Raw genomic sequence first — 21,398 nt, 5'->3', positions numbered from 1 at the left:
TCCTCTCCCTCCCCCCCCCCCCCCCCCCCCCCCCCCCCCTCCCCCCCCCCCCCCCCCCCCCCCCCCCCCCCCCCCCCCCCCCCCGACACCCGCGGGTGGTGTCTTCGGTGCGTGCGCACGCACCTCGGTGTGCGTGCGTCAGAGCGCGAGCGCCTGGGCGCGGCGCTTCACCTCCGTGCCGCGATTCTCGTTGAGCGCCTGCGCGGGCGTGCCCGGCAGGCTCTCGTCCGGAGTGAAGAGCCACTCCAGCATCTCCTCGTCGGTGAAGCCGTCGTCCCGCAGGACGGTCAGGAGTCCGACGAGGCCCTTGACGATCCTGTCGCCCTGGATGAAGGCGGCGGGGATCTGCAGGGCGTTGTTCTCACCGCGGCGCACGGCGATCAGCTGGCCTTCCTTGATCAGCTGTCGCACGCGCGTCACCTCGACATCGAGCATCTCCGCGATGTCGGGCACGTAGAGCCAGGCGGGGACGAGCGCATCGATCTTTACGTCAATCTCGGTCACGGGACAAGCCTGCCATCCCGGACCGACACCCGACAGCCGGGCCCTACCGGGCGGCCGCCTTCAGGGGGACGGACGGGTCAGCCGCGCGGACGGGGTCGACGGGGGTGGCGGCCTCGATGAGCCGGCGGCCCTGGGCCAGATCACGGGGGCGGCCGACGGCGAGCAGGGCCACCGGGGCGCCGTCGCGCAGCCAGAGCACGGACCACGCCTCGTCCGCCGGGTCGCCGCGCCAGAGCAGTTCGTCGGCGCCGGCGTGGTGTCCCGCGTACTGGACGAACCGGCCGAACTGCTCGGACCAGAAGTAGGGCACGGGGTCGTACGGCCCGGGGTCGGCGCCGGCGACCGTGGTGGCGACCGTGCGGGGGCCCTGGAGGGCGTTGTCCCAGTGGTGGACGAGGAGCCGTTCGCCGTAGCGGGCGGAGGGGAAGGACGCGCAGTCGCCGACGGCGTACACGTCGGGCAGGGAGGTGCGCAGCCGGTCGTCGGCGGTGACGGCGCCGCTCGGGTCGAGGGCGATGCCGGATCCGGCGAGCCAGCCGGTGGCGGGGCGGGCGCCGATGCCGACGACGACGGCGTCGGCGGGCAGGGAGCGGCCGTCGGCGAGGAGGACCCGGCCCGGTTCGACGGTGTCCACGCGCGCGTGGGTGAGGAGTTCGGCGCCGTGGGCGGCGTACCACGCGGCCATCGGGGCGGCGACCTCGTCGGGCAGGGCGCCGGTGAGGGGCAGTCCGGCCGCCTCGACCACGGTGACGGCGCAGCCGGCCTCGCGCGCGGCGGTGGCGAACTCGGCGCCGATCCATCCGGCGCCGACGACCACGACGGTGTGCCGCCGCTCCAGGACGGGCCCGAGGCGCACGGCGTCGTCGAGGGTCCGCAGCAGGTGGACGCCGGGGACGCCCTCGGCGCCGGGCAGCGTGACGGGGTGGGCTCCGGTGGCGACGACCAGGGTGTCGTAGCCGACGGGTCCCGCCTCGGTGTCGACCTCGTGGTCGGCGGCGCGCAGGCCGGTGACGTCGAGGCCGAGGCGGAGCTCGACGGCGAGTTCCTCGAAGTCGACGTCGAAGGCCGAGTCCTCGGCCTTGCCGAGGAGGATCGCCTTGGACAGCGGGGGCCGGTCGTAGGGCTGGTGGGGTTCGGCCCCGATGAGGGTGACGGGGCCCGTGAAGCCCTGTTCCCGCAGGGCGACGGCGGTCTGGACGCCCGCCATCCCCGCCCCCACGATCACGACGCGCTGCTGGGCCTGCTTCTGCTCGCTCACCCGACCACCTTACGTATCTGACGGACCATCAGGAAGGGAGGGGTCTGTGACCCCTTCCCCGGCGGAAGCTAGTCTGGCGGGCGTAAAGCACTCGCGGGAGCCCGGACGACCGGGCTGAGAGGGAGGCTGGAGCGGCCTCCGACCGTACGAACCTGATCCGGGTCATGCCGGCGAAGGGAGGGGCTGGACGCCCATGCGTTCTTCCGATGTCCTCGTGGTCGGGGGCGGCATCATCGGCCTGGTCACGGCCTGGCGGGCGGCGCAGCGCGGACTGCGCACCGCCGTCGTCGACCGGGACCCGGGCGGCGGGGCGGCGCGGGTCGCCGCCGGGATGCTCGCCGCCGTCACCGAACTCCACTACGGCGAGGAGACCCTGCTCGGTCTCAACCTCGCCTCCGCCGAGCGCTATCCCGCGTTCGTCGACGAACTCGCCGAGGCCACCGGCCCCGGCCACGACGTCGGCCACCGCGCCTGCGGCACCCTCGCCGTCGCGCTGGACGCGGACGACCGGGCCCACCTGCGCGCACTGCACGCCCTCCAGACCCGCTGCGGCCTCACCGCCGAGTGGCTCAGCGGGCGCGAGTGCCGCCGCCTCGAACCGATGCTCGCCCCCGGGGTGCGCGGCGGGCTGCGGGTGGACGGCGACCACCAGGTCGATCCGCGCCGGCTCGCCGCCGCGCTCCTCGTCGCCTGCGAACGGGCCGGGGTGGTCTTCCACCGCGCCCTCGCCGAACGGCTGACGGTGGTGCGGGACCGGGCGCGCGGCACCGTGCTGGCCGGCGGCGAGGAGCTGACGGCCGGCCAGGTCGTCCTCGCCGCGGGCAGTCTGAGCGGCCGGCTCGCCGGCGTGCCGCCCGAGGCGGTGCCGCCGGTGCGCCCGGTGAAGGGCCAGGTGCTGCGGCTGCGGGTGCCTCCCGCGTACGCCCCCTTCCTCTCCCGGACCGTCCGGGCCGTCGTCCGCGGCAGCCACGTCTACCTGGTGCCCCGCGAGAACGGCGAGCTGGTCGTCGGCGCCACCAGCGAGGAGATGGGCTGGGACACCACGGTGACGGCGGGCGGGGTGTACGAGCTGCTGCGCGACGCGCACGAGCTCGTCCCCGGCATCACCGAGCTGCCGCTCACCGAGACCCGGGCCGGCCTGCGCCCCGCGTCGCCGGACAACGCGCCGCTGCTCGGCCCCACCGTCCTGCCCGGCCTGCACCTGGCCACCGGCCACTACCGCAACGGGGTCCTCCTCACCCCCGTCACCGGCGACGTGATGGCCGAGGTCCTCACCACGGGCGTCCTCCCCGACGAGGCGCGCCCCTTCACCCCCCGCCGTTTCTCCGCCGTACGTCTGGAGCAGCCCGCATGAGCGTGCCCGTCACCGTGTCCGTCAACGGAGAACCGCGCGAGCTCTCCGGCCCCGTCGCCCTCGACGTCCTCGTCGCGAGCCTGAGCACCGCGCCCACCGGGGTGGCGGCGGCCGTCAACGAGACGGTCGTCCCCCGCGGCGAGTGGGCGGCGACGCTGCTCGGCGACGGTGACCGGGTGGAGGTCCTCACCGCGGTGCAGGGGGGCTGAGCGCGATGTCCGACGACGTGTTCCTGCTCGGCGGCGCCCCGTTCTCCTCCCGCCTGATCATGGGGACCGGCGGCGCCCCCAGCCTCGACGTGCTCGAACGCTCCCTGGTCGCCAGCGGCACGGAGCTCACCACGGTCGCGATGCGACGCCTCGACCCCACCGTCCAGGGCTCGGTCCTCTCCGTCCTGGACCGGCTCGGCATCCGGGTCCTGCCCAACACGGCCGGCTGCTTCACCGCCGGAGAGGCCGTCCTGACCGCCCGGCTGGCCCGGGAGGCGCTCGGCACCGACTGGATCAAGCTGGAGGTCGTCGCCGACGAGCGGACCCTGCTGCCGGACGGGGAGGAGCTGCTCGCCGCGGCCGAGACCCTGGTCGACGACGGGTTCACCGTCCTGCCGTACACCAACGACGACCCCGTCCTCGCCCGGAAGCTGGAGGACGTGGGGTGCGCGGCGATCATGCCGCTCGGCTCCCCGATCGGTTCGGGCCTCGGCATCCGCAACCCGCACAACTTCATGCTGATCACCGAGCGGGCGGGGGTGCCGGTCATCCTCGACGCGGGCGCCGGCACCGCGTCGGACGCGGCGCTCGCCATGGAGCTGGGCTGCGCGGCGGTGATGCTGGCCTCGGCGGTGACCCGGGCGCAGGAGCCGGCCCTCATGGCCTCGGCGATGCGGCACGCGGTCGAGGCGGGCCGGCTGGCGCACCGGGCCGGCCGCATCCCCCGCCGCCACTTCGCGGAGGCATCCTCCCCGGCGGAGGGCCGCGCCCACCTGGACCCGGAGCGCCCCGCGTTCTGAGCCGGGCGGCCGGGACGCTCGTCACAGCTGCGCTGCAGTACCGGCCCACCGGCACGGAGGGCGTGTCCACGGCTCGTAGACTCGACGCCGTGGACACGACCCTTCAGGACCCCCTCGTCGGGCGGCTGCTCGACGGCCGCTACCGCGTCGACGCGCGCATCGCCGTCGGCGGGATGGCCACGGTCTACCGGGCCGTCGACACCCGCCTCGACCGGGTGCTCGCGCTCAAGGTGATGCATCCGGCCCTCGCGGCCGACGCCGTCTTCGTCGAGCGCTTCATCCGCGAGGCCAAGTCCGTCGCCCGGCTCGCCCACCCCAACGTCGTGGGCGTCTTCGACCAGGGCGCCGAGGGCGCCTACGTCTACCTGGCCATGGAGTACGTCGCCGGCTGCACGCTCCGTGACGTCCTGCGCGAGCGCGGCGCCCTCTCGCCCCGTGCCGCGCTCGACATCCTGGAGCCGGTGCTCGCCGCGCTCGGCGCCGCCCACCGGGCCGGGTTCGTGCACCGGGACATGAAGCCGGAGAACGTCCTGATAGGGGACGACGGCAGGGTCAAGGTGGCCGACTTCGGTCTCGTACGGGCCGTGGGCTCGGCGACCGCCACCACCGGCGCGGTGCTCGGCACCGTCTCGTACCTGGCTCCCGAGCAGATCGAGCACGGCACCGCCGACACCCGCGCCGACGTGTACGCCTGCGGCGTGGTGCTGTACGAGATGCTGACCGGCGCCAAGCCGCACTCCGGCGACACCCCCGCCCAGGTGCTCTACCGGCACCTGAACACCGACGTGCCGGCCCCCTCGGCCGCCGTCCCCGGACTCGCCGTGGAGCTGGACGAGCTGGTCGCGGCCGCCTCGGCCCGCAACCCCGACGTCCGTCCGCACGACGCCGTGGCCCTGCTCGCCCTGCTCCGGGAGGCCCGCGCCGCGCTCGGCGAGGACCAGCTGGACGCGGTGCCCCCGCAGGCCCGCTCCGCGGACCGGGACACCGCCGAGGACCGGACCAGCGTGATCGCCCGGCCGGTGCCCGCCGAGGCCGACGCGCAGCAGGTCGTGCACACGAACCGGTTGCCGCTCCCCGAGCCCCCGGCCGCCCGCCGGCGACCGCCGCGCGGTCCGCTGCTCGCCGTGGTCGCCGTCCTGCTCGCGCTGGGGCTGGGCGGCGGCGTCTGGTACATCAACTCCGGCCAGTTCACCCGCGTCCCGGCGGTCCTCGGGCAGACCGAGGCCGCCGCGACGCAGCGGCTCACCGAGGCCGGCCTGGACGTCGGCTCGACCGGGCGGGCGTTCAGCGACACCTACGAGCGCGGCACCGTCATGGCCGTCGACCCGGCGCCCGGCGAGCGCGTCCGGGGCGGCGGCCCGGTCACCCTGACGCTCTCCCGCGGCCCCCGGATCGTGAAGGTGCCGAACCTCAGGAACAAGCCGCTCGCGGAGGCCAAGCGCCTCCTGCAGCGGGAGGGCCTGGTGCCCGGGGTGGTCACCACCGCGTTCAGCGACTCCGTGGCGCAGGGCGCCGTGATCGGCTCCGACCCGGAGCCCGGCACCGACCGCGCCCCCGACTCCGCCGTCGCCCTGGTCGTCAGCAAGGGCTCGCCGGTCGACGTGCCCGACGTCACCGGTGAGACCGTCGCGGACGCCACGGCCACGCTGGAGGAGGCCGGGCTCGAGGTGCGGGTGGCCCCGGAGCGGGTCCACTCCCCCGAGGACGCGGGCGCCGTCGCGGCGCAGTCCCTCGCCGAGGGCAGCCGCGCCGCCGAGGGCGACGGCATCACCCTCACCGTCTCCAAGGGCCCGAGGCTCGTCCCGGTCCCCGACGTCACGGGCGAGACCACCGCGGACGCGCGCGCGGCCCTGGAGGACGCGGGCTTCGAGGTGAAGGTCGAGAAGTCCTTCCCCTACCTCGGCGACACGGTGACCGGCCAGTCCGTGAAGGGCGGCGGCTCCGCCCCCGAGGGCTCCACCGTCACGATCACGATCAAGGGACTGTAGGAACACCTGATGCGCAACCCCGTCGGCGGCCATGTCCCCGTGGCCGGTGGCCTCGCCACGACCGGCCTCGCCTACGCCCGTGAACTGGGCGCCGAGACGGTCCAGGTCTTCGTCGCCAACCCGCGCGGCTGGGCCACCCCGGCCGGCAGTCCGGCCCAGGACGAGAAGTTCCGGGCCGCCTGCGAGGAGGAGTCGCTCTCGGTCTGGGTCCACGCCCCGTACCTGATCAACTTCGGCTCGCACACCGAGGCCACCGTCGAGAGGTCGGTGGAGTCGATGCGGCACTCCCTGCGACGCGGCCGGGAGATCGGCGCCGGGGGCGTGGTCGTGCACACCGGCTCGGCCACCGGGGGCCGCCCGCGCGCGGAGGCGCTGGCCCAGGTGCGGGAGCGGGTGCTGCCGCTCCTCGACGAGCTGACGCACGAGGACGACCCGTACCTCCTGCTGGAGTCGACGGCAGGACAGGGCTTCTCGCTCTGCTCGCGCGCGGAGGACTTCGGGCCGTACTTCGACGCCCTCGACCGGCACCCCAAGCTCGGGATCTGCCTCGACACCTGCCACATCTTCGCCGCGGGCCACGACCTCGCGGAGCCGGGCGGGGCCGTGCGGACCCTGGACGAGCTGGTGGCGACCGTCGGCGAGGGGCGGCTGAAGCTCATCCACGCCAACGACTCCAAGGACGTCGTCGGCGCCCACAAGGACCGGCACGCGAACATCGGGGCGGGCCACATCGGCGAGGACGCCTTCCGCGCCCTGCTGCGGCATCCCGAGACCGAGGGCGTGCCGCTGGTCATCGAGACCCCGGGCGGCAAGGAGGGCCACGTCGCCGACGTCGAGCTCCTGAAGAAGCTGCGGGGCTGATCCGGGCTCCCGACACCTGTTGAGGAATACCCCAGGGGGGTATACGGTTACTGTCATCGGCAGGACCCGCTACCCGACCTTGGGGGCACCCATGCAGCACGAAGCGGACCACCACACCGCCCACACGGAGCACGGTGGCCACGACGGCCACCAGGGACACGAGGGCCACACGGGCCACGAGGCACACGCGAGCCACGGGGCACACGCGGGACACGAAGCGCACCCGGGACACCACGGCCACGGTGACGACGCGGGCAAGGTCTCCTGGGCCATGGCCGCCAAGGCCACGCTGCACTGCCTCACCGGCTGCGCCATCGGCGAGGTGCTCGGCATGATCATCGGCACGGCGCTCGGCTGGAGCAACCTGCAGACGATGGTCCTGGCGATCGTCCTGGCCTTCTTCTTCGGCTACGCGCTCACCCTGCGGGGCATCCTGGCCGCCGGCGTCGACTTCCGGACCGCCTTCAAGGTCGCCCTCGCCGCCGACACCCTCTCCATCGCGGTGATGGAGATCATCGACAACGGCGTGATCGCCCTCTGGCCGGGCGCCATGGACGCGCACCTGTCCGAGCCGCTCTTCTGGATCGTGCTCGGCATCGCGCTCGCCGCCGCCTTCGTGATCACCACACCGGTCAACAAGTGGATGATCGGCCGCGGCAAGGGCCACGCGGTGGTGCACCGCTACCACCACTGAGCGGACGCGCCCCGGGCGGTCCGGAGCCCTCAGAGCTCCGGGCCGTCTCCCGGCTCCTCCTGGTAGGAGTAACGCTGCTCCGTCCACGGGTCGCCGAGGTTGTGGTAGCCGCGCTCCTCCCAGAAGCCCCGGCGGTCGGCTGCCATGTACTCCACGCCCCGGACCCACTTGGGGCCCTTCCAGGCGTACAGGTGGGGGACGACGAGGCGCAGCGGGAAGCCGTGCTCGGCGGTGAGCAGCTCGCCGTCCTTGTGGGTGGCGAAGATGGTGCCGTCGGCGGCGAAGTCGGAGAGCCGCATGTTGGCGCTGTAGCCGTACTCGGCCCAGACCATCACGTGGGTCACCGAGGGCGCGGGCGGGGCGAGCTCCAGGACCGTGCGGGCGGCGACCCCGCCCCACTCGGACCCGAGCATGCTGAACTTCGTGACGCAGTGGAGATCGGCCACGACCGTGGAGAAGGGGAGCGCGGAGAACGCCTCGTGGTTCCAGCAGCGCTTGTCGCCGTCGGCCGTGGCCCCGAAGACGCGGAACTCCCAGCGGTCCGGCTTGAACTTCGGTACGGGCCCGTAATGGGTCACCGGCCAGCCGCGCTGGAGCCGCTGGCCCGGCGGAAGCTCCGGCGAACGATCCGGCTGCCCCGCTTCCCGGTGTACTCCGCTCTCCGGCTGAACCATGTCATCCATGGTGACAGACGGCGAGGGGTGGTCATGACCAGCCGACCTCCGGCGCGATCCGATTCGGGCAACTGCCACTAAGCCTGCACTTACTGGACGCCCCCCATTCGGGGTGCGAGGATGCCGCCATCCTGCCCAGTTACGGCGTACACACACAGCGTGGAAGTGGAAGGAGCCTCTGCGATGCAGGGCGACCCCGAGGTCCTCGAATTCCTCAACGAGCAGCTGACCGGCGAGCTGACGGCCATCAACCAGTACTGGCTGCACTACCGCATCCAGGACAACAAGGGCTGGACGAAGCTCGCCAAGTACACGCGCGAAGAGTCCATCGACGAGATGAAGCACGCGGACAAGCTGACCGAGCGCATTCTGATGCTCGACGGCCTGCCCAACTACCAGCGGCTCTTCCACGTGCGGGTCGGCCAGACGATCACCGAGATGTTCCAGGCGGACCGCCAGGTCGAGGTGGAGGCGATCGACCGGCTGCGGCGCGGCATCGAGGTCATGCGCGCCAAGGGGGACGTCACGTCCGCCAACCTCTTCGAGGAGATCCTCGCCGACGAGGAGCACCACATCGATTACCTGGACACCCAGCTGGAGCTGATCGAGTCCCTGGGCGAGGCGCTCTACATCTCGACGCTGATCGAGCAGCCGAGCTGACCCAGGAGGCGCGCTACGCCGCTTCGCCGAGCTCCGCGACGGTCTCACTCTCGGAGACCAGGGCCGGCATGCCCTGGTCCAGGAGCTCGCGTCGCGGGCAGTTGCCGCGCCCGAGAATGGCCTGAATGCGACGGACGCAGGAACCGCAGTCCGTGCCGGCCTTGCAGGCGGAGGCGATCTGGCGGGGCGTGCAGGCGCCCGCGTCGGCGTGGTCCTTGACCTGCTTCTCCGTGACACCGAAGCATGAGCAGACGTACACGCGGTTCACCTCCCGCCGAGATCGATAAGGCTAACCTAACCTTACCCGGCGGGCGGGAGCCCCAAAAGCCCCGGCCATGACGATGGGGCGCGGATCACATGGATCCGCGCCCCATCGTCGTAGGTACCTACTTACTGATCGCGGTACATCTCCGCCACCAGGAAGGCCAGGTCGAGCGACTGGCTCCGGTTGAGGCGCGGGTCGCAGGCCGTCTCGTAGCGCTGGTGCAGGTCGTCGACGAAGATCTCGTCGCCGCCGCCCACGCACTCGGTGACGTCGTCACCGGTGAGCTCGACGTGGATGCCGCCCGGGTGGGTGCCGAGCGCCTTGTGGACCTCGAAGAAGCCCTTGACCTCGTCCAGGACGTCGTCGAAGCGGCGCGTCTTGTGGCCGGAGGCGGCCTCGAAGGTATTGCCGTGCATCGGGTCGGTGACCCAGGCGACGACCGCACCCGACGCGGTGACCTTCTCGACCAGCTCGGGGAGCTTGTCGCGGACCTTGTCGGCTCCCATGCGGACGATGAAGGTCAGCCGGCCCGGCTCGCGGTCCGGGTCGAGGCGGTCGATGTACGTCAGCGCCTCGTCCACCGAGGTGGTCGGGCCCAGCTTGATGCCGATCGGGTTGGCGATCCGCGAGGCGAACTCGATGTGCGCGTGGTCGAGCTGGCGGGTGCGCTCGCCGATCCAGACCATGTGGCCGGAGGTGTCGTACAGCTTGCCGGTGCGCGAGTCCGTACGGGTCAGGGCGCCCTCGTAGTCGAGCAGCAGCGCCTCGTGCGAGGCGTAGAACTCGACGGCCTTGAACTCGGCCGGGTCGGTGCCGCACGCCTTCATGAAGTTCAGCGCGTTGTCGATCTCGCGGGCGAGCGCCTCGTAGCGCTGGCCGGAGGGGGACGACTTCACGAAGTCCTGGTTCCAGGCGTGCACCTGGCGCAGGTCGGCGTAGCCGCCGGTGGTGAAGGCGCGGACCAGGTTGAGCGTGGAGGCGGAGGCGTTGTACATCCGCTTCAGGCGCTCGGGGTCCGGGATGCGGGCCTTCTCGTTGAAGTCGAAGCCGTTGACCGAGTCGCCGCGGTAGGTCGGCAGGGTCACGCCGTCACGGGTCTCGGTGCCCTTGGAGCGGGGCTTCGAGTACTGCCCGGCGATGCGTCCGACCTTCACCACGGGCACGGAGGCCGCATAGGTGAGGACGGCGCTCATCTGGAGCAGCGTCTTGAGCTTGGCCCTGATGTGGTCGGCGGACACGGCGTCGAAGGCCTCGGCACAGTCGCCGCCCTGGAGCAGGAACGCCTCGCCACGGGCGACGGCTCCCATCCGGGCACGCAGCTGGTCGCACTCGCCGGCGAAGACGAGCGGAGGATACGACTCGAGGTCCGCGATCACATCGCGCAGAGCCTCGGCATCGGGGTACTCGGGCTGCTGCGCCGCGGGCAGGTCTCGCCAGGTCGCCTTGGCGACGGCGTGGGAATCAGCGTTCACGGTCACGTGCACCACAGTACGGGGTTCTTCGTCCGGTCCTGTCCCCCTGCCCAGTGACTGAGACACGCGCCCGAAATGTCACTCGGTGACATTCACGCCTTGGAGTGGTGTTACCCTCTGGCCCGTTTCACGAAATCACAGTCGAATCACAGGGGTGGGTGTGACCCAGAGGCACCGCAGGGACCGCAAGAAGAAACGACTCCTGTACGGGGCGGCGGCCGCGGCCGTCGCCACCGCCACGATCGGCACCCTCGCGGTCGCCTCGCCGGGCCTGCTCGGAGCGGGCGACGGCGCGTCCGGGGGTGACCCTTCCCTCCAGACCCAGTTCGCAAACGCGGCCCGCGAGTTCGACGTGCCGCAGAGCGTGCTGATGGCGGTGTCGTACCAGCAGACCCGGTGGGAGTCGCACGACGGCGACCCGAGCACCACCGGCGCCTACAACGTCATGGGCCTGACCAAGGTCGACCCGGAGGACGTGCAGCAGAAGGTCACCGACGAGCAGATCGAGCACTTCAACGGCTCCGGCCGGCCGGAGATCGAGAAGACCTTCGACCGCGAGAAGGTCCGCAAGATCCTGGAGAAGGCCGTCGTCGACACCGACGACCCCCGGCTCCACACGCTGGACAAGGCCGCCGAGCTGATCGACAGCTCCACCGAGACCGTCCAGAACGACACGGACGCCTCCATCCGGGCCGGCGCGGCGCTGCTGGCGGAGTACCAGAAGCAGGCGGGCGCCGAACTGTCGGAGGAGCCGGGCGACTGGTACCCGGCCGTGGCCCGCTACAGCCAGTCCCCCGAGAAGAAGGGCGCGGACCTCTTCGCGAAGCGCGTCTTCGAGTCGATCAGGACCGGCGAGCGCGAGCTGACGCTGGACGGCGAGCAGGTCGCGCTGCCGGCCGACCCGTCGGTCGACCCGGTGAAGCCGGCGAACGTGCCGCTGGCCGCCAGCTTCGCGAGCACGACGGAGACCACGCTCCCCGAGTGCCCCGCGGTCCTGACCTGCAACGTCAAGCTGAGCGTCCCCTCGTCCACGGGGAAGAAGAACTACACCGCGGGTGACCGGCCCAACCAGGGCCTGGACATCCGGCAGATCGTCATCCACGACACCGAGGGCGGCTACGACGGCTCGCTCAAGGTGCTCACCGACCCGAACGGTGCGGGCAGCGCCCACTACCTGATCCGGGCGCAGGACGGTCTCGTCACCCAGATGCTCGAGAACAAGAACCTGGCGTGGCACGCGGGCAACTGGACCCACAACATGCACGCCATCGGCGTGGAGCACGAGGGCTACGCCATCAAGGAGGGCAGCTGGTACACCGAGTCCCAGTACCGCTCCTCCGCGGAGCTGGTGAAGTTCCTGGCGAACAAGTACGGCGTGCCGATCGACCGTGAGCACATCATCGGCCACGACGAGGTGGCGCTCCAGACGGACGGCAACGTCGCCAACCTCCACTGGGACGCCGGTCCGTACTGGGACTGGAACTACTACATGTCGCTCCTGGGCGCCCCCCAGGGCGACAAGGGCGCCGGCGGCCTCCTCCAGGCCGGCCAGGTCGTGCGCGTGGTGCCGCCCTTCACGACGGCCAACCAGCCGAAGCTGACCACCGGCGGCACCGCCGTCTCGGCGCGTCCGTCCAACTTCGGCTACCTCTACACGTCGCCGTCGTCGACCGCGACGACGCTGAAGGACCCGTACTTCACCTCGGGCACGACCGAGGGCTCGAACTACGGGAACAAGGTCCGGGCCGGTGGTCTGTACGTCGTCGCCGGGGCGCTCAACGACTGGACGGCGATCTGGTACGCGGGCGAGAAGGCCTGGTTCTACAACCCGGGCGGCCAGTACACCGTGCCGGTGGCCGGCGCCACGACCGTGAAGCTGCGGTCGGACCTGGCCTCGACCAAGGTGTTCGGGCGTTCCTTCCCGGAGACCGCCGCCTACACGGCCGCCGGACTGGAGGCGCCGGGCGACGAGAACGCCCCGCTGTCGAAGTTCACGTTCGCCTCCGGCCAGTCCTACGTGAAGGCCGGCCCCGCGGTGAAGGGCGACGACTGGTTCGGCAGCGCCCAGAAGAACGTCGTCGGCTCCACCCTGTTCGTGCCGATCCGCTTCCACCACAAGATCACCTGGGTGAAGCAGAGCGACATCGTGGAGGCGCCCGCCGCCGCGCCCGTCCCCACCACCAACCGCTACAACATCCTCGCCCGGGACACCGCCGGCGTGCTGTGGCAGTACCAGGGCACGGGGAACGTGACGGCGCCGCTCCTGACGCGGTACCGGATCGGCGCGGGATGGAACACGTACGACGCGGTGACGCCGATGACGGCGCTGCGGGCGGACGGCACGGGTGACCTGCTGGCGCGGGACACGACCGGCGTGACGTGGTACTTCCCCGGCAGCGGCAACCCGTCGATGCCGTGGAAGCCGCGCATCAGGGTGAGCGGCGGCTGGCAGATCTACGACCGGATCTCGGGTGTCCGCGACATCACGGGCGACGGCAAGGCGGACCTGCTGGCGCGCGAGAAGTCGGGCGTGATGTGGCTCTTCAAGGGCACGGGCACGCCGGCGACGCCGTTCTCGCCGCGGGTGAAGATCAGCGCGGGCTGGAACATCTACAACGAGGTGATCGGCACCGGCGACCTGACCGGTGACGGGAAGCCCGACGTGATGGCCCGGGAGACCTCCGGTGCCATGTGGATCTTCAAGGGCACCGGCACCGCCTCGCTCTTCTCGCCGCGGGCGAAGATCAGCAACGGCTGGCAGGTGCACAACGCCATCGTGGGTCCGAGCGACCTGACCCGTGACGGCCGGGTGGACCTGCTCACGCGGGACACCACCGGCGTGCTGTGGACGTTCCCCGGCACGGGGACGAGCGCGCTCTTCACCCCGCGGGTGAAGGTCGGCGGCGGCTGGCAGATCTACAACATGATCTTCTGATCGGAAACGCCCGAGGGGCCCGGCCCGCACCGTCCGCGGTGTGGACCGGGCCCCTTTCCGCGTCCGGCTGCGTTACAGTGCTCGCATGTTCGCGCCTCAGATCCAGAACTGGTGGTGGACCGCTCCTCCGGCGGCCCACTGATCGCGCGTACACCGCACGCACACAGGCCGCCCCGAGGGGCGGCCTTCCCGGTTTCCGGGGCCGTTCCTCTCCGCACTCCACCGGAAGGAACGACGCACCCCATGGACCTCTCCCGTCTCCTGGACGACTCCTGCCCTCCCTTCGCCCTGCTGCGCCGGCGCACCCCGGGCCGTGACCACGACACCGTCGAGGTGCTGATCGGCCCGGTCCACGAGGCCGAGCGCCTCGCGGAGCTGCCGGTGGGCCCGCTGCCGACGCTCGCGCTCGTGCCCTTCCGGCAGATCAGGGAGCGCGGCTTCGACGTGCGGGACGACGGCACCCCGCTCTCCGTGCTCGTCGCCGAGGAGTCGTACGCACTCCCCCTCGCCGAGGTCCTCGACGCGCTGCCCGCGCACGACGTGACGGTCGAGGGCGGCGGGTTCGACGTCTCGGACGAGGAGTACGCCGGGACCGTGCGCCGGGTCATCGACGAGGAGATCGGCTCGGGCGAGGGCGCGAACTTCGTCATCCGGCGCACCTACACCGGGGAGATCCCCGGCTTCGGACGGGCGGACGCGCTGGCCCTGTTCCGGCGGCTGCTGGCGGGCGAGCGGGGTGCGTACTGGACCTTCGTCGTGCACACCGGCGACCGGACGCTCGTGGGCGCGAGCCCCGAGGTGCACGTGCGGATGGCGGGCGGGACGGTCGTCATGAACCCGATCAGCGGCACGTACCGCTACCCGGCCGGCTCCGCCCCGACCGCCGAGGGGCTCCTCGCCTTCCTCGCCGACCGCAAGGAGACCGAGGAGCTCTCCATGGTGGTCGACGAGGAGCTGAAGATGATGTGCACGGTTGGCGACCGGGGCGGGGTCGTGGTCGGACCGCGCCTGAAGGAGATGGCCCACCTCGCGCACACCGAGTACGAGCTGCGGGGCCGCTCCTCGCTGGACGTCCGGGAGGTCTTGCGGGAGACGATGTTCGCGGCGACCGTGACCGGCTCGCCGGTGCAGAACGCCTGCCGGGTGATCGAGCGTCACGAGAGCGGCGGACGCGGCTACTACGCGGGCGCGCTCGCCCTCCTCGGCACGGACGAGAGCGGCGCCCAGACGCTGGACTCCCCCATCCTCATCCGCACCGCCGACATCGACGCGGCGGGCGGGCTCCGGGTGCCGGTGGGCGCGACCCTGGTGCGGCACTCGGACCCGGCGGGCGAGGTCGCCGAGACCCACGCCAAGGCGGCGGGCGTCCTCACCGCGCTCGGGGTCCGGGAGGGCCGGTCCGTCGACGCCGCCGCCCCGGTGCCGCCCCGGCTGGCCGACGACCCGCGGGTGCGGGCCGCGCTGGACGCGCGCCGGGCGGACCTCGCGCCGTTCTGGCTGAAGATGCAGGTCCGGTCGGCGGAGCTGTCCGGGCACGCGCTGGTGATCGACGCCGAGGACACCTTCACGGCCATGCTGGCGCACGTGCTGCGCTCCTCCGGCCTCGGGGTGTCGGTGCTCCGCTACGACGAGCCGGGGCTGCGGGAGCTGGCCCTCGCCCACGAGGGGCCCGTCGTCCTCGGGCCCGGCCCGGGGAACCCCTCGGACTCCGCCGACCCGAAGATGCGCTTCCTGCGGGCGCTGACGGCCGAGCTCGTGCGCGGCCACCGGCACGGACTGCTCGGCGTCTGCCTCGGGCACGAGCTGATCGCCGCCGAGCTGGGCCTGGAGATCGTCCGCAAGCGGACCCCCTTCCAGGGGGCCCAGCTGCGGATCGACCTCTTCGGGCAGGAGCGGACGGTCGGGTTCTACAACAGCTTCACCGCCCGCTGCGACGACCGCGCCGCGACGGAACTCGCCCTCCACCGCATCGAGTTGAGCCGCGACGCGGAGACCGGCGAGGTGCACGCCCTGCGCGGCCCGGGCTTCGCCGGCGTCCAGTTCCACCCCGAGTCCGTCCTCACCCTGGACGGCGCGGCGCTGACCGCCTCGCTGCTCGCCGGGGTGCTGGTCTAGGGCTGCCCGCCCCGCCCTCCGGGTCCCGGCGGCCGGCCAGGGTCCGGAGGGCCTCGGCTAGCCGGCCCGGGGGACGAGGACGTTCTCGCTGCGCCGCCCGGCGGTGTAGTCGAGGACGTTGCTCACCGTGGTGGCGATGATCTGGCCGACGGCGTCGCTGGTGTAGTACGCCTGGTGCGAGGTGACCACCACGTTCGGGAAGGTGACGAGCCGGGCGAGGGTGTCGTCCTCGACGACCTCCAGCGACCGGTCGAGGAAGAAGAGCCCGGCCTCCGCCTCGTAGACGTCCAGGCCGACGCCGGTGAAGCGGCCGGCCCGCAGCTCGCCGACCAGGGCCTCGGTGTCGACGAGTCCGCCGCGGCTGGAGTTCACCAGGATCGCGTCGTCCTTCATCGCCCGCAGGGCGCCGGCGTCGATGAGGTGGTGGGTCGCGGGGAGCAGCGGCACGTGGAGGCTGATGAGGTCGGCCTCGGCGAAGAGGCGCTCCTTCTCGACGTACTTCATGCCGAGCGCGGTGCAGGCCGGGTTCTCGGCGACGTCCCAGCCGAGCAGCTCCATGCCGAATCCGTGGGCGATCCGGGTGAACGCCTCGCCGATCTTGCCGGTGCCGAGGACGCCGACGGTACGGCCCCGCAGGTCGCGGCCCATCAGTCCGTCGAGGCGGAAGTCGAAGTCGCGGGTGCGGTTGGAGGCGCGGACGATCCGGCGGTTGACGGCCATCGCGAGGGTCCAGGCGAACTCGGCGACGGAGTACGGCGAGTAGGACGAGACCCGGGCGACGGTGAGGCCGAGGCGCTCGGCCACCTCCAGGTCGATGTTGTTGAAGCCGGTGGAGCGCTGGGCGATCATCTGGGTCCCGCCGGCCGCGAGGGTCTGCAGGACGCGGTGGTCGAGGCTGGCGTTGACGCTGGTGGAGATCACCTCGTAGCCGGCGGCGATGGGGGCGGTGTCCTCGGTGAGGAAGACGTCCAGGCAGCGCACGTCGTGGTGCCCCTCGAACGCCTTCTCCATCAGGGGCTTCTCGTCCGCCTGCACGCCGAACGCCAGGATTTCCACGGGTTCCCCTCGCTGTCGGATCGGGCCGCATATGCGTCGATAGCGCGAATATACGGCCCCGTCGTCCGACCCCGCCGTCTCACACGTCGTCGAGACCGCGCTCGATCGCGTACCGCACGAGCTCCACCCGGTTGTGCAGCTGGAGCTTGCCGAGGGTGTTCTGGACGTGGTTCTGCACCGTGCGGTGCGAGATCACCAGGCGCTCGGCGATCTGCTTGTAGCTCAGCCCCTTGGCGACGAGCCGCAGGACCTCGGTCTCGCGCTCGGTGAGCTGCGGCGCCTTCGGTTCGTCGGCGCCGGCCGCCGGGGCGGGTTCGGAGGCGAGCCGGCGGTACTCGCCGAGGACCAGCCCGGCCAGCCCCGGGGTGAAGACGGGGTCGCCGACGGCGGTCCGCCGCACGGCGTCGGTCAGCTCCTCCGTACTGGCCGACTTGAGGAGGTAGCCGGTCGCACCGGACTTCACCGCCTCCAGGACGTCGGCGTGCTCACCGCTCGCGGAGAGGACGAGGACCCGCAGCGCCGGCTGGGCGCCGACCAGCTCCTTGCAGACCTGGACGCCCGGCTTGACCGGCAGGTTCAGGTCCAGGACGAGGACGTCCGGCCCCGCCGCCGTGGCCCGGCGCACGGCCTGCTCGCCGTCGCCCGCCGTGGCCACCACGTCGAACCCCGCCTCGGCCAGGTCGCGGGCGACCGCGTCCCGCCACATCGGGTGGTCGTCGACGACCATCACCTTGATCCGGCGCTCGGCCTGCTGCTCGCTCACTTCTCCCCTGCCTTCCCCCGTGGGACCTTCAACTCGACTTCCGTGCCCTGGCCCGGGACCGAGATCAGCTCGGCCGTGCCGCCCAGATCCCGCAGTCTCCCCCGGATGGAGAGGGCGACGCCCATCCGGCCCTCGCCCTCGGCCTCGCCGAGGCGCCCCTCCGGGATGCCGGGCCCGTCGTCCCGGACGGTGACGATCACCTCGTCCGTCCAGTCCTCGACCAGGATCCAGGCGCGGGCGTCCTCGCCCGCGTGCACCCGCACATTGTCCAGGGCGGCGCCGACGGCCGCCGCCAGCTCCCGGGCCGCGGGCGCCGGCAGCAGGACCGGCGCACCGGGCTCGGAGAGGGTGACGCGGGCCCCGGCGCGCGGGGCGAGCAGCAGGCGCAGGTCGACGGGGGTGTCGTCGCCGGGCTCCTCGTCGACCTCGACGACCCGGACGACCGCCCCCTCGGACTCGTCCTCGGAGACCAGGCTGGGGCGGGCGAGACCGCCGGCGACGAGGGTGCGCAGCGCCACCTCCTGCTCGCCCGCCATCCGGCCGAGTTCGGCGGCCTCGCCGCCGAGGGCCGTGCCGCGCCGCTGCACCATGGCGAGGACCTGGAGGACGCTGTCGTGGATGTCGCGGGCGAGCCGTTCCCGCTCCCGGGTCGCGGCCTCGATCTCCAGGGCGCGGGCGAGGGTGCGCTCGGAGGCGCGGGCGACCTCGACGACGTAGCCGATGGCGATGGAGGCGACCCAGACGAGGAGGACGTTGTGGAGGGTGTCCCGGCTGGGGTGGCCGCGCTCGACGATGTTGGCGACGGCGACCAGGGAGGAGGCGAAGCCGGCCCACCGCCAGCCGCCCTTGATCGCGTACGCCAGGACGGATCCGGCGGTCCATATGGAGGGCAGGGTGGGCCCGTCGATCGACTGGGCCTGGGCGTCGGCGAGAGGGGTGAGGAGGATGCCGACGACGGCGACGGCGAGGTCGGCGCCGAGGAAGCGCTTGGTGCAGCTGGCCGCGTTGGCCACCCGGGGCAGGGTGGCGAGGGTCCAGACGCACATCACCGCCAGGTAGCCGACGGCGATCCCCGGCCGTTCGTACGTCTCGCGGGAGAAGACGAACAGCAGGACCGCGTAGACCATGGTCAGGACGCGGTAGCCGGTCAGCGCCCGCCACAGCGGCTGCTCGACCGACATGCGCACGACACGCTCGCGCTTGGCCATCTCCCCCACCCCCGTACGCGTCCCCCGCGGGACCGCGCCTCTACGCGCCGGACTCTTCCCGGGCCGCGATCTCGGCCTTGACGGCCTCCTTGGCCGCCTTCTCCGCGTCCGCGATCTGCCGCTTGGCGGCGGTCGCGTAGATGTCGACGTACTCCTGGCCGGACAGCTTCATGATCTCGTACATGACCTCGTCGGTCACCGAGCGGAGGATGAAGCGGTCGCCCTCCATGCCCTGGTAGCGGGTGAAGTCCAGCGGCTTGCCGATGCGGATCCCCGGGCGCATGAGCTTGGGGACGACTTTGCCGGGCGGCTGGATCTTCTCGGTGTCGATCATGGCGACCGGGATGACCGGCGCGCCGGTCGCGAGGGCGACGCGGGCCAGACCGCCGGGCTTGCCGCGGTAGAGGCGGCCGTCGGGCGACCGGGTCCCCTCGGGGTAGATCCCGAAGAGGCCGCCGCCCTCGATGACCTCGATGCCGGCCTTGATGGCCGCCTCGCCGGCGCCGCGGGCACCCGAACGGTCCACTGGGAGCTGTCCGACGCCCTTGAAGAACGCCGCGGTGAGCTTGCCCTTCACGCCGGGCGTCGTGAAGTACTCGGCCTTGGCGATGAAGGTGACCTTGCGGTCCAGGACGGCGGGCAGGAAGAAGGAGTCGGAGAACGACAGGTGGTTGCTCGCCAGGATCGCCGGGCCGTCGGCGGGGATGTTCTCCAGACCCTCCACCCAGGGCCGGAAGGCAAGCTTCAGAGACCCTCCGAGGGAGAACTTCATTGCGCCGTAGATCAACTCGCCATGCCTTCCGTGTGCCGTCGCCCAGACTTTATCCCGTACCGACGTACGCCCCCCCGCTACGGCCCTGGTCGGTGTCGGTGCGGTCGCGTACCGTGAAGGTCCTTCACCGTTTTCCGTCGCTCCGGCCCACCCGAGGGACGCCGGAGTCGCAACCGAACAGGAGACACCGGTGCCGGTCCTTCCCGGAGCCGAGCCGTACCGCCATGACGGCGGAGAGGTCGGCGTCCTTCTCTGTCACGGATTCACCGGTTCCCCGCAGTCGATGCGTCCGTGGGCCGAGTTTCTGGCCGAGCGCGGCCTGACCGTGGCGGTGCCGCTGCTGCCCGGCCACGGCACCCGCTGGGAGGACATGCAGCTCACCACCTGGCACGACTGGTACGCCGAGGTGGACCGGGCGCTGCGCGAGCTCCTGGAGCGCTGCTCGACCGTCTTCGTCTTCGGGCTGTCCATGGGCGGGGCGCTGACCCTGCGGCTCGCCGCCCGGTACGGGGACGCGGTGCGCGGCATCGTCCTGGTCAACCCGGGCAACAAGGTGCACGGCCTGGCGGCGCACGCGCTCCCGGTGGTCCGGCACCTGGTCCCCTCCACCAAGGGCATCGCGAGCGACATCGCCAAGGAGGGCGTGGCGGAGGTCGGCTACGACCGGGTGCCGCTGCACGCGGCCCACTCCCTGCGCGCGTTCTTCCGGACCGTCGACGGGGAGCTTCCGCAGGTCACGCAGCCGGTGGTGCTGCTGCACAGCCCGCAGGACCACGTCGTGCCGCCCGCCGACTCGGCCCGGATCCTCTCCCGCATCTCCTCCACCGACGTGCGCGAGATCCTGCTGGAACAGAGCTACCACGTGGCGACGTTGGACCATGACGCGGAGCGCATCTTCGACGAGAGCCTGGCCTTCGTCGAGCGTCTCGCGCCGGGGCTGGTCGACGGAAAGGGGAGCAGGAGCGGTGGCTGAGCAGCAGGACGGCGGCGAGCGGGAGCCGCAGCCCATCGACGAGGAGGCGGCCTGGGCCGCGATCGTCGCCGGGTACGGCAAGGAGCCCGCGGACCCGCCGGGTGCCAAGCCGTTCCGGCCCATAGAGAACCTGGAGCTGCCGGAGCCCGAGGACGAGGCCGAGGCCGACGGCGGGGACGACGCGCGGGGCGGTGCCACCGGGGAGGCCCGGTCCGGGAAGCCGGCGCCGACCGTCGGCGAGGCCACGCCCTGGAAGCCGAAGCCGGCCGCCCGGGAGCCGCGGGCGGACGACTCCGCCGGGGACGACGGTTCCGGGGAGCCCGACGGGGACGAGAAGCCGGAGGAGGACGGTCCCGGGCGGCCCGCGCTGGGCAGCTCGATCGTCTTCGCGCCCGGCGTGCGGCCCGCCGGTCCCCGCGACTACTCGCCCACCGAGCCCGACGACGGCCCGGGCGGCGCGGACGAGGGGCACTTCGTGCCGCCGGAGCCGCCGCCGCTGCCCGAGGCGGACGTGACGACCCGGTTCGCCTGGCTCGCCGTGGTCGGCGGCCCGGTCCTCATGCTGGTGGCCGTCCTGCTCCAGTGGGACATGACCTGGTGGCTCACAACGCTCTGCATCGGCGGCTTCCTCGGCGGCTTCGCCACCCTGGTGAGCCGGATGAAGAGCGGCGACGACGAGGACGACGGCTTCGACGACCCGGGGCGCGGGGCGGTCGTCTAGCCCGTGTCCCGAGGGCGCCGCCTCCCGGCACCCCCACCGTCCCTCCCGGCGCCGGACCCGACCAGGGTCCGGGGGGGGGGGGGGTTCCCCCCTCTCGCCGGGAGGGGGGGGGGTTG

At 72.5% G+C, this 21,398-nt stretch carries 21 protein-coding genes and 1 riboswitch; of the genes, 12 read left to right on the top strand and 9 right to left on the bottom strand.

Annotation, left to right across the window (positions count from 1 at the left end):
* Window positions 1-138 precede the first annotated feature (138 nt).
* Window positions 139-504, bottom strand: a complete 366-nt coding sequence (locus ACZ60W_RS35845; RefSeq protein ID WP_266890903.1) for an Rv2175c family DNA-binding protein — start codon at window positions 502-504, stop codon at window positions 139-141.
* Window positions 505-547: 43 nt separating this feature from the next.
* Window positions 548-1,762: an NAD(P)/FAD-dependent oxidoreductase gene (locus tag ACZ60W_RS35840; protein WP_469759589.1), complete on the bottom strand. Its 1,215-nt coding sequence runs from the start codon at window positions 1,760-1,762 to the stop codon at window positions 548-550.
* Window positions 1,763-1,845: 83 nt separating this feature from the next.
* Window positions 1,846-1,958, top strand: a riboswitch (TPP riboswitch).
* Here ACZ60W_RS35840 and thiO point away from each other — a divergent pair.
* The 6 genes from thiO (at window position 1,956) to ACZ60W_RS35810 (ending at window position 7,668) form a co-directional block, all read left to right on the top strand.
* The gene (gene thiO, locus ACZ60W_RS35835) at window positions 1,956-3,116 is read left to right on the top strand and encodes a glycine oxidase ThiO (protein ID WP_469759588.1); all 1,161 of its coding nucleotides are present in this window, start codon (window positions 1,956-1,958) and stop codon (window positions 3,114-3,116) included. It overlaps the preceding riboswitch by 3 nt.
* Window positions 3,113-3,325 carry a sulfur carrier protein ThiS gene (gene thiS, locus ACZ60W_RS35830; RefSeq protein WP_469759587.1) on the top strand — a complete coding sequence of 71 codons (213 nt, stop codon included), beginning with the start codon at window positions 3,113-3,115 and terminating at the stop codon, window positions 3,323-3,325. Before thiO ends, thiS begins: the two co-directional genes overlap by 4 nt.
* Window positions 3,326-3,330: 5 nt before the next feature.
* Window positions 3,331-4,125: a thiazole synthase gene (locus ACZ60W_RS35825; RefSeq protein ID WP_469759586.1), complete on the top strand. Its 795-nt coding sequence runs from the start codon at window positions 3,331-3,333 to the stop codon at window positions 4,123-4,125.
* Window positions 4,126-4,214: 89 nt separating this feature from the next.
* Window positions 4,215-6,113: a Stk1 family PASTA domain-containing Ser/Thr kinase gene (gene pknB / locus ACZ60W_RS35820; RefSeq protein WP_469759585.1), complete on the top strand. Its 1,899-nt coding sequence runs from the start codon at window positions 4,215-4,217 to the stop codon at window positions 6,111-6,113.
* A gap of 9 nt (window positions 6,114-6,122) precedes the next feature.
* Complete coding sequence (locus ACZ60W_RS35815) at window positions 6,123-6,974, top strand: deoxyribonuclease IV (protein WP_469759584.1); 852 nt, start codon at window positions 6,123-6,125, stop codon at window positions 6,972-6,974.
* Between the two features lie 91 nt (window positions 6,975-7,065).
* Window positions 7,066-7,668, top strand: coding sequence for a DUF4396 domain-containing protein (locus ACZ60W_RS35810; RefSeq protein WP_469759583.1), 603 nt, complete (start codon window positions 7,066-7,068; stop codon window positions 7,666-7,668).
* Between the two features lie 29 nt (window positions 7,669-7,697).
* Here the strand turns inward: ACZ60W_RS35810 and ACZ60W_RS35805 are convergent, their stop codons facing one another.
* Window positions 7,698-8,342 (bottom strand): sulfite oxidase-like oxidoreductase, encoded by a 645-nt coding sequence (locus ACZ60W_RS35805; RefSeq protein ID WP_469759582.1) that lies wholly within the window; start codon window positions 8,340-8,342, stop codon window positions 7,698-7,700.
* 183 nt (window positions 8,343-8,525) lie between these two features.
* Here ACZ60W_RS35805 and bfr point away from each other — a divergent pair, with 183 nt between their 5' ends.
* Window positions 8,526-9,002, top strand: a complete 477-nt coding sequence (gene bfr, locus ACZ60W_RS35800; protein ID WP_360783200.1) for a bacterioferritin — start codon at window positions 8,526-8,528, stop codon at window positions 9,000-9,002.
* Window positions 9,003-9,015: 13 nt separating this feature from the next.
* Here bfr and ACZ60W_RS35795 read toward each other — a convergent pair whose 3' ends face one another.
* Window positions 9,016-9,270: a (2Fe-2S)-binding protein gene (locus ACZ60W_RS35795; RefSeq protein WP_469759581.1), complete on the bottom strand. Its 255-nt coding sequence runs from the start codon at window positions 9,268-9,270 to the stop codon at window positions 9,016-9,018.
* Window positions 9,271-9,392: 122 nt separating this feature from the next.
* Entirely contained in the window at window positions 9,393-10,745 is a 1,353-nt protein-coding gene (locus tag ACZ60W_RS35790) for a class II 3-deoxy-7-phosphoheptulonate synthase (protein WP_384878867.1), read from the bottom strand.
* A 154-nt stretch (window positions 10,746-10,899) separates the two neighbouring features.
* On the opposite strand from ACZ60W_RS35790, the gene ACZ60W_RS35785 reads away from it, so the two are divergent.
* From ACZ60W_RS35785 to ACZ60W_RS35775, 3 genes are all read left to right on the top strand, one after another.
* On the top strand, window positions 10,900-13,674 hold the full coding sequence (locus tag ACZ60W_RS35785) for an N-acetylmuramoyl-L-alanine amidase (protein ID WP_469759580.1): 2,775 nt from the start codon (window positions 10,900-10,902) through the stop codon (window positions 13,672-13,674).
* Window positions 13,675-13,759: 85 nt separating this feature from the next.
* Window positions 13,760-13,816: a trp operon leader peptide gene (locus ACZ60W_RS35780; protein WP_079044853.1), complete on the top strand. Its 57-nt coding sequence runs from the start codon at window positions 13,760-13,762 to the stop codon at window positions 13,814-13,816.
* Between the two features lie 101 nt (window positions 13,817-13,917).
* Window positions 13,918-15,789, top strand: coding sequence for an anthranilate synthase family protein (locus tag ACZ60W_RS35775; RefSeq protein WP_469759579.1), 1,872 nt, complete (start codon window positions 13,918-13,920; stop codon window positions 15,787-15,789).
* 57 nt (window positions 15,790-15,846) lie between these two features.
* Here the strand turns inward: ACZ60W_RS35775 and ACZ60W_RS35770 are convergent, their stop codons facing one another.
* From ACZ60W_RS35770 to ACZ60W_RS35755, 4 genes are all read right to left on the bottom strand, one after another.
* Window positions 15,847-16,845: a 2-hydroxyacid dehydrogenase gene (locus tag ACZ60W_RS35770; RefSeq protein ID WP_469759578.1), complete on the bottom strand. Its 999-nt coding sequence runs from the start codon at window positions 16,843-16,845 to the stop codon at window positions 15,847-15,849.
* A 79-nt stretch (window positions 16,846-16,924) separates the two neighbouring features.
* Window positions 16,925-17,572, bottom strand: coding sequence for a response regulator (locus ACZ60W_RS35765; RefSeq protein ID WP_469759590.1), 648 nt, complete (start codon window positions 17,570-17,572; stop codon window positions 16,925-16,927).
* 32 nt (window positions 17,573-17,604) lie between these two features.
* A complete protein-coding gene (gene macS / locus ACZ60W_RS35760; RefSeq protein ID WP_469759577.1) occupies window positions 17,605-18,816 on the bottom strand; it encodes a MacS family sensor histidine kinase in 1,212 nt (403 codons plus the stop codon).
* 40 nt (window positions 18,817-18,856) lie between these two features.
* Entirely contained in the window at window positions 18,857-19,588 is a 732-nt protein-coding gene (locus ACZ60W_RS35755; protein WP_376489131.1) for a lysophospholipid acyltransferase family protein, read from the bottom strand.
* 190 nt (window positions 19,589-19,778) lie between these two features.
* Between ACZ60W_RS35755 and ACZ60W_RS35750 the strand changes: the two genes are divergently transcribed.
* On the top strand, window positions 19,779-20,561 hold the full coding sequence (locus tag ACZ60W_RS35750) for an alpha/beta hydrolase (RefSeq protein WP_469759576.1): 783 nt from the start codon (window positions 19,779-19,781) through the stop codon (window positions 20,559-20,561).
* Window positions 20,554-21,282 carry a hypothetical protein gene (locus tag ACZ60W_RS35745; protein WP_469759575.1) on the top strand — a complete coding sequence of 243 codons (729 nt, stop codon included), beginning with the start codon at window positions 20,554-20,556 and terminating at the stop codon, window positions 21,280-21,282. The genes ACZ60W_RS35750 and ACZ60W_RS35745 overlap by 8 nt, the downstream gene beginning before the upstream one ends.
* Window positions 21,283-21,398: the final 116 nt, after the last annotated feature.

It is taken from the genome of Streptomyces sp. NPDC104202, from assembly GCF_055584185.1.
Note: the sequence above shows the minus strand (reverse complement) of the source record. Positions and strands in the feature narration are given on the sequence as shown.

Excerpts from the sequence above, each read along its gene's own strand:
- ACZ60W_RS35815 (WP_469759584.1), top strand. The coding sequence starts at position 6,123 with ATGCGCAACCCCGTCGGCGGCCATGTCCCCGTGGCCGGTGGCCTCGCC.
- macS (WP_469759577.1), bottom strand. The coding sequence starts at position 18,816 with ATGGCCAAGCGCGAGCGTGTCGTGCGCATGTCGGTCGAGCAGCCGCTG.
- ACZ60W_RS35805 (WP_469759582.1), bottom strand. The coding sequence starts at position 8,342 with ATGGTTCAGCCGGAGAGCGGAGTACACCGGGAAGCGGGGCAGCCGGAT.
- bfr (WP_360783200.1), top strand. The coding sequence starts at position 8,526 with ATGCAGGGCGACCCCGAGGTCCTCGAATTCCTCAACGAGCAGCTGACC.
- thiO (WP_469759588.1), top strand. The coding sequence starts at position 1,956 with ATGCGTTCTTCCGATGTCCTCGTGGTCGGGGGCGGCATCATCGGCCTG.
- ACZ60W_RS35810 (WP_469759583.1), top strand. The coding sequence starts at position 7,066 with ATGCAGCACGAAGCGGACCACCACACCGCCCACACGGAGCACGGTGGC.
- ACZ60W_RS35825 (WP_469759586.1), top strand. The coding sequence starts at position 3,331 with ATGTCCGACGACGTGTTCCTGCTCGGCGGCGCCCCGTTCTCCTCCCGC.
- ACZ60W_RS35765 (WP_469759590.1), bottom strand. The coding sequence starts at position 17,572 with ATGGTCGTCGACGACCACCCGATGTGGCGGGACGCGGTCGCCCGCGAC.
- ACZ60W_RS35775 (WP_469759579.1), top strand. The coding sequence starts at position 13,918 with ATGGACCTCTCCCGTCTCCTGGACGACTCCTGCCCTCCCTTCGCCCTG.
- thiS (WP_469759587.1), top strand. The coding sequence starts at position 3,113 with ATGAGCGTGCCCGTCACCGTGTCCGTCAACGGAGAACCGCGCGAGCTC.
- ACZ60W_RS35755 (WP_376489131.1), bottom strand. The coding sequence starts at position 19,588 with ATGAAGTTCTCCCTCGGAGGGTCTCTGAAGCTTGCCTTCCGGCCCTGG.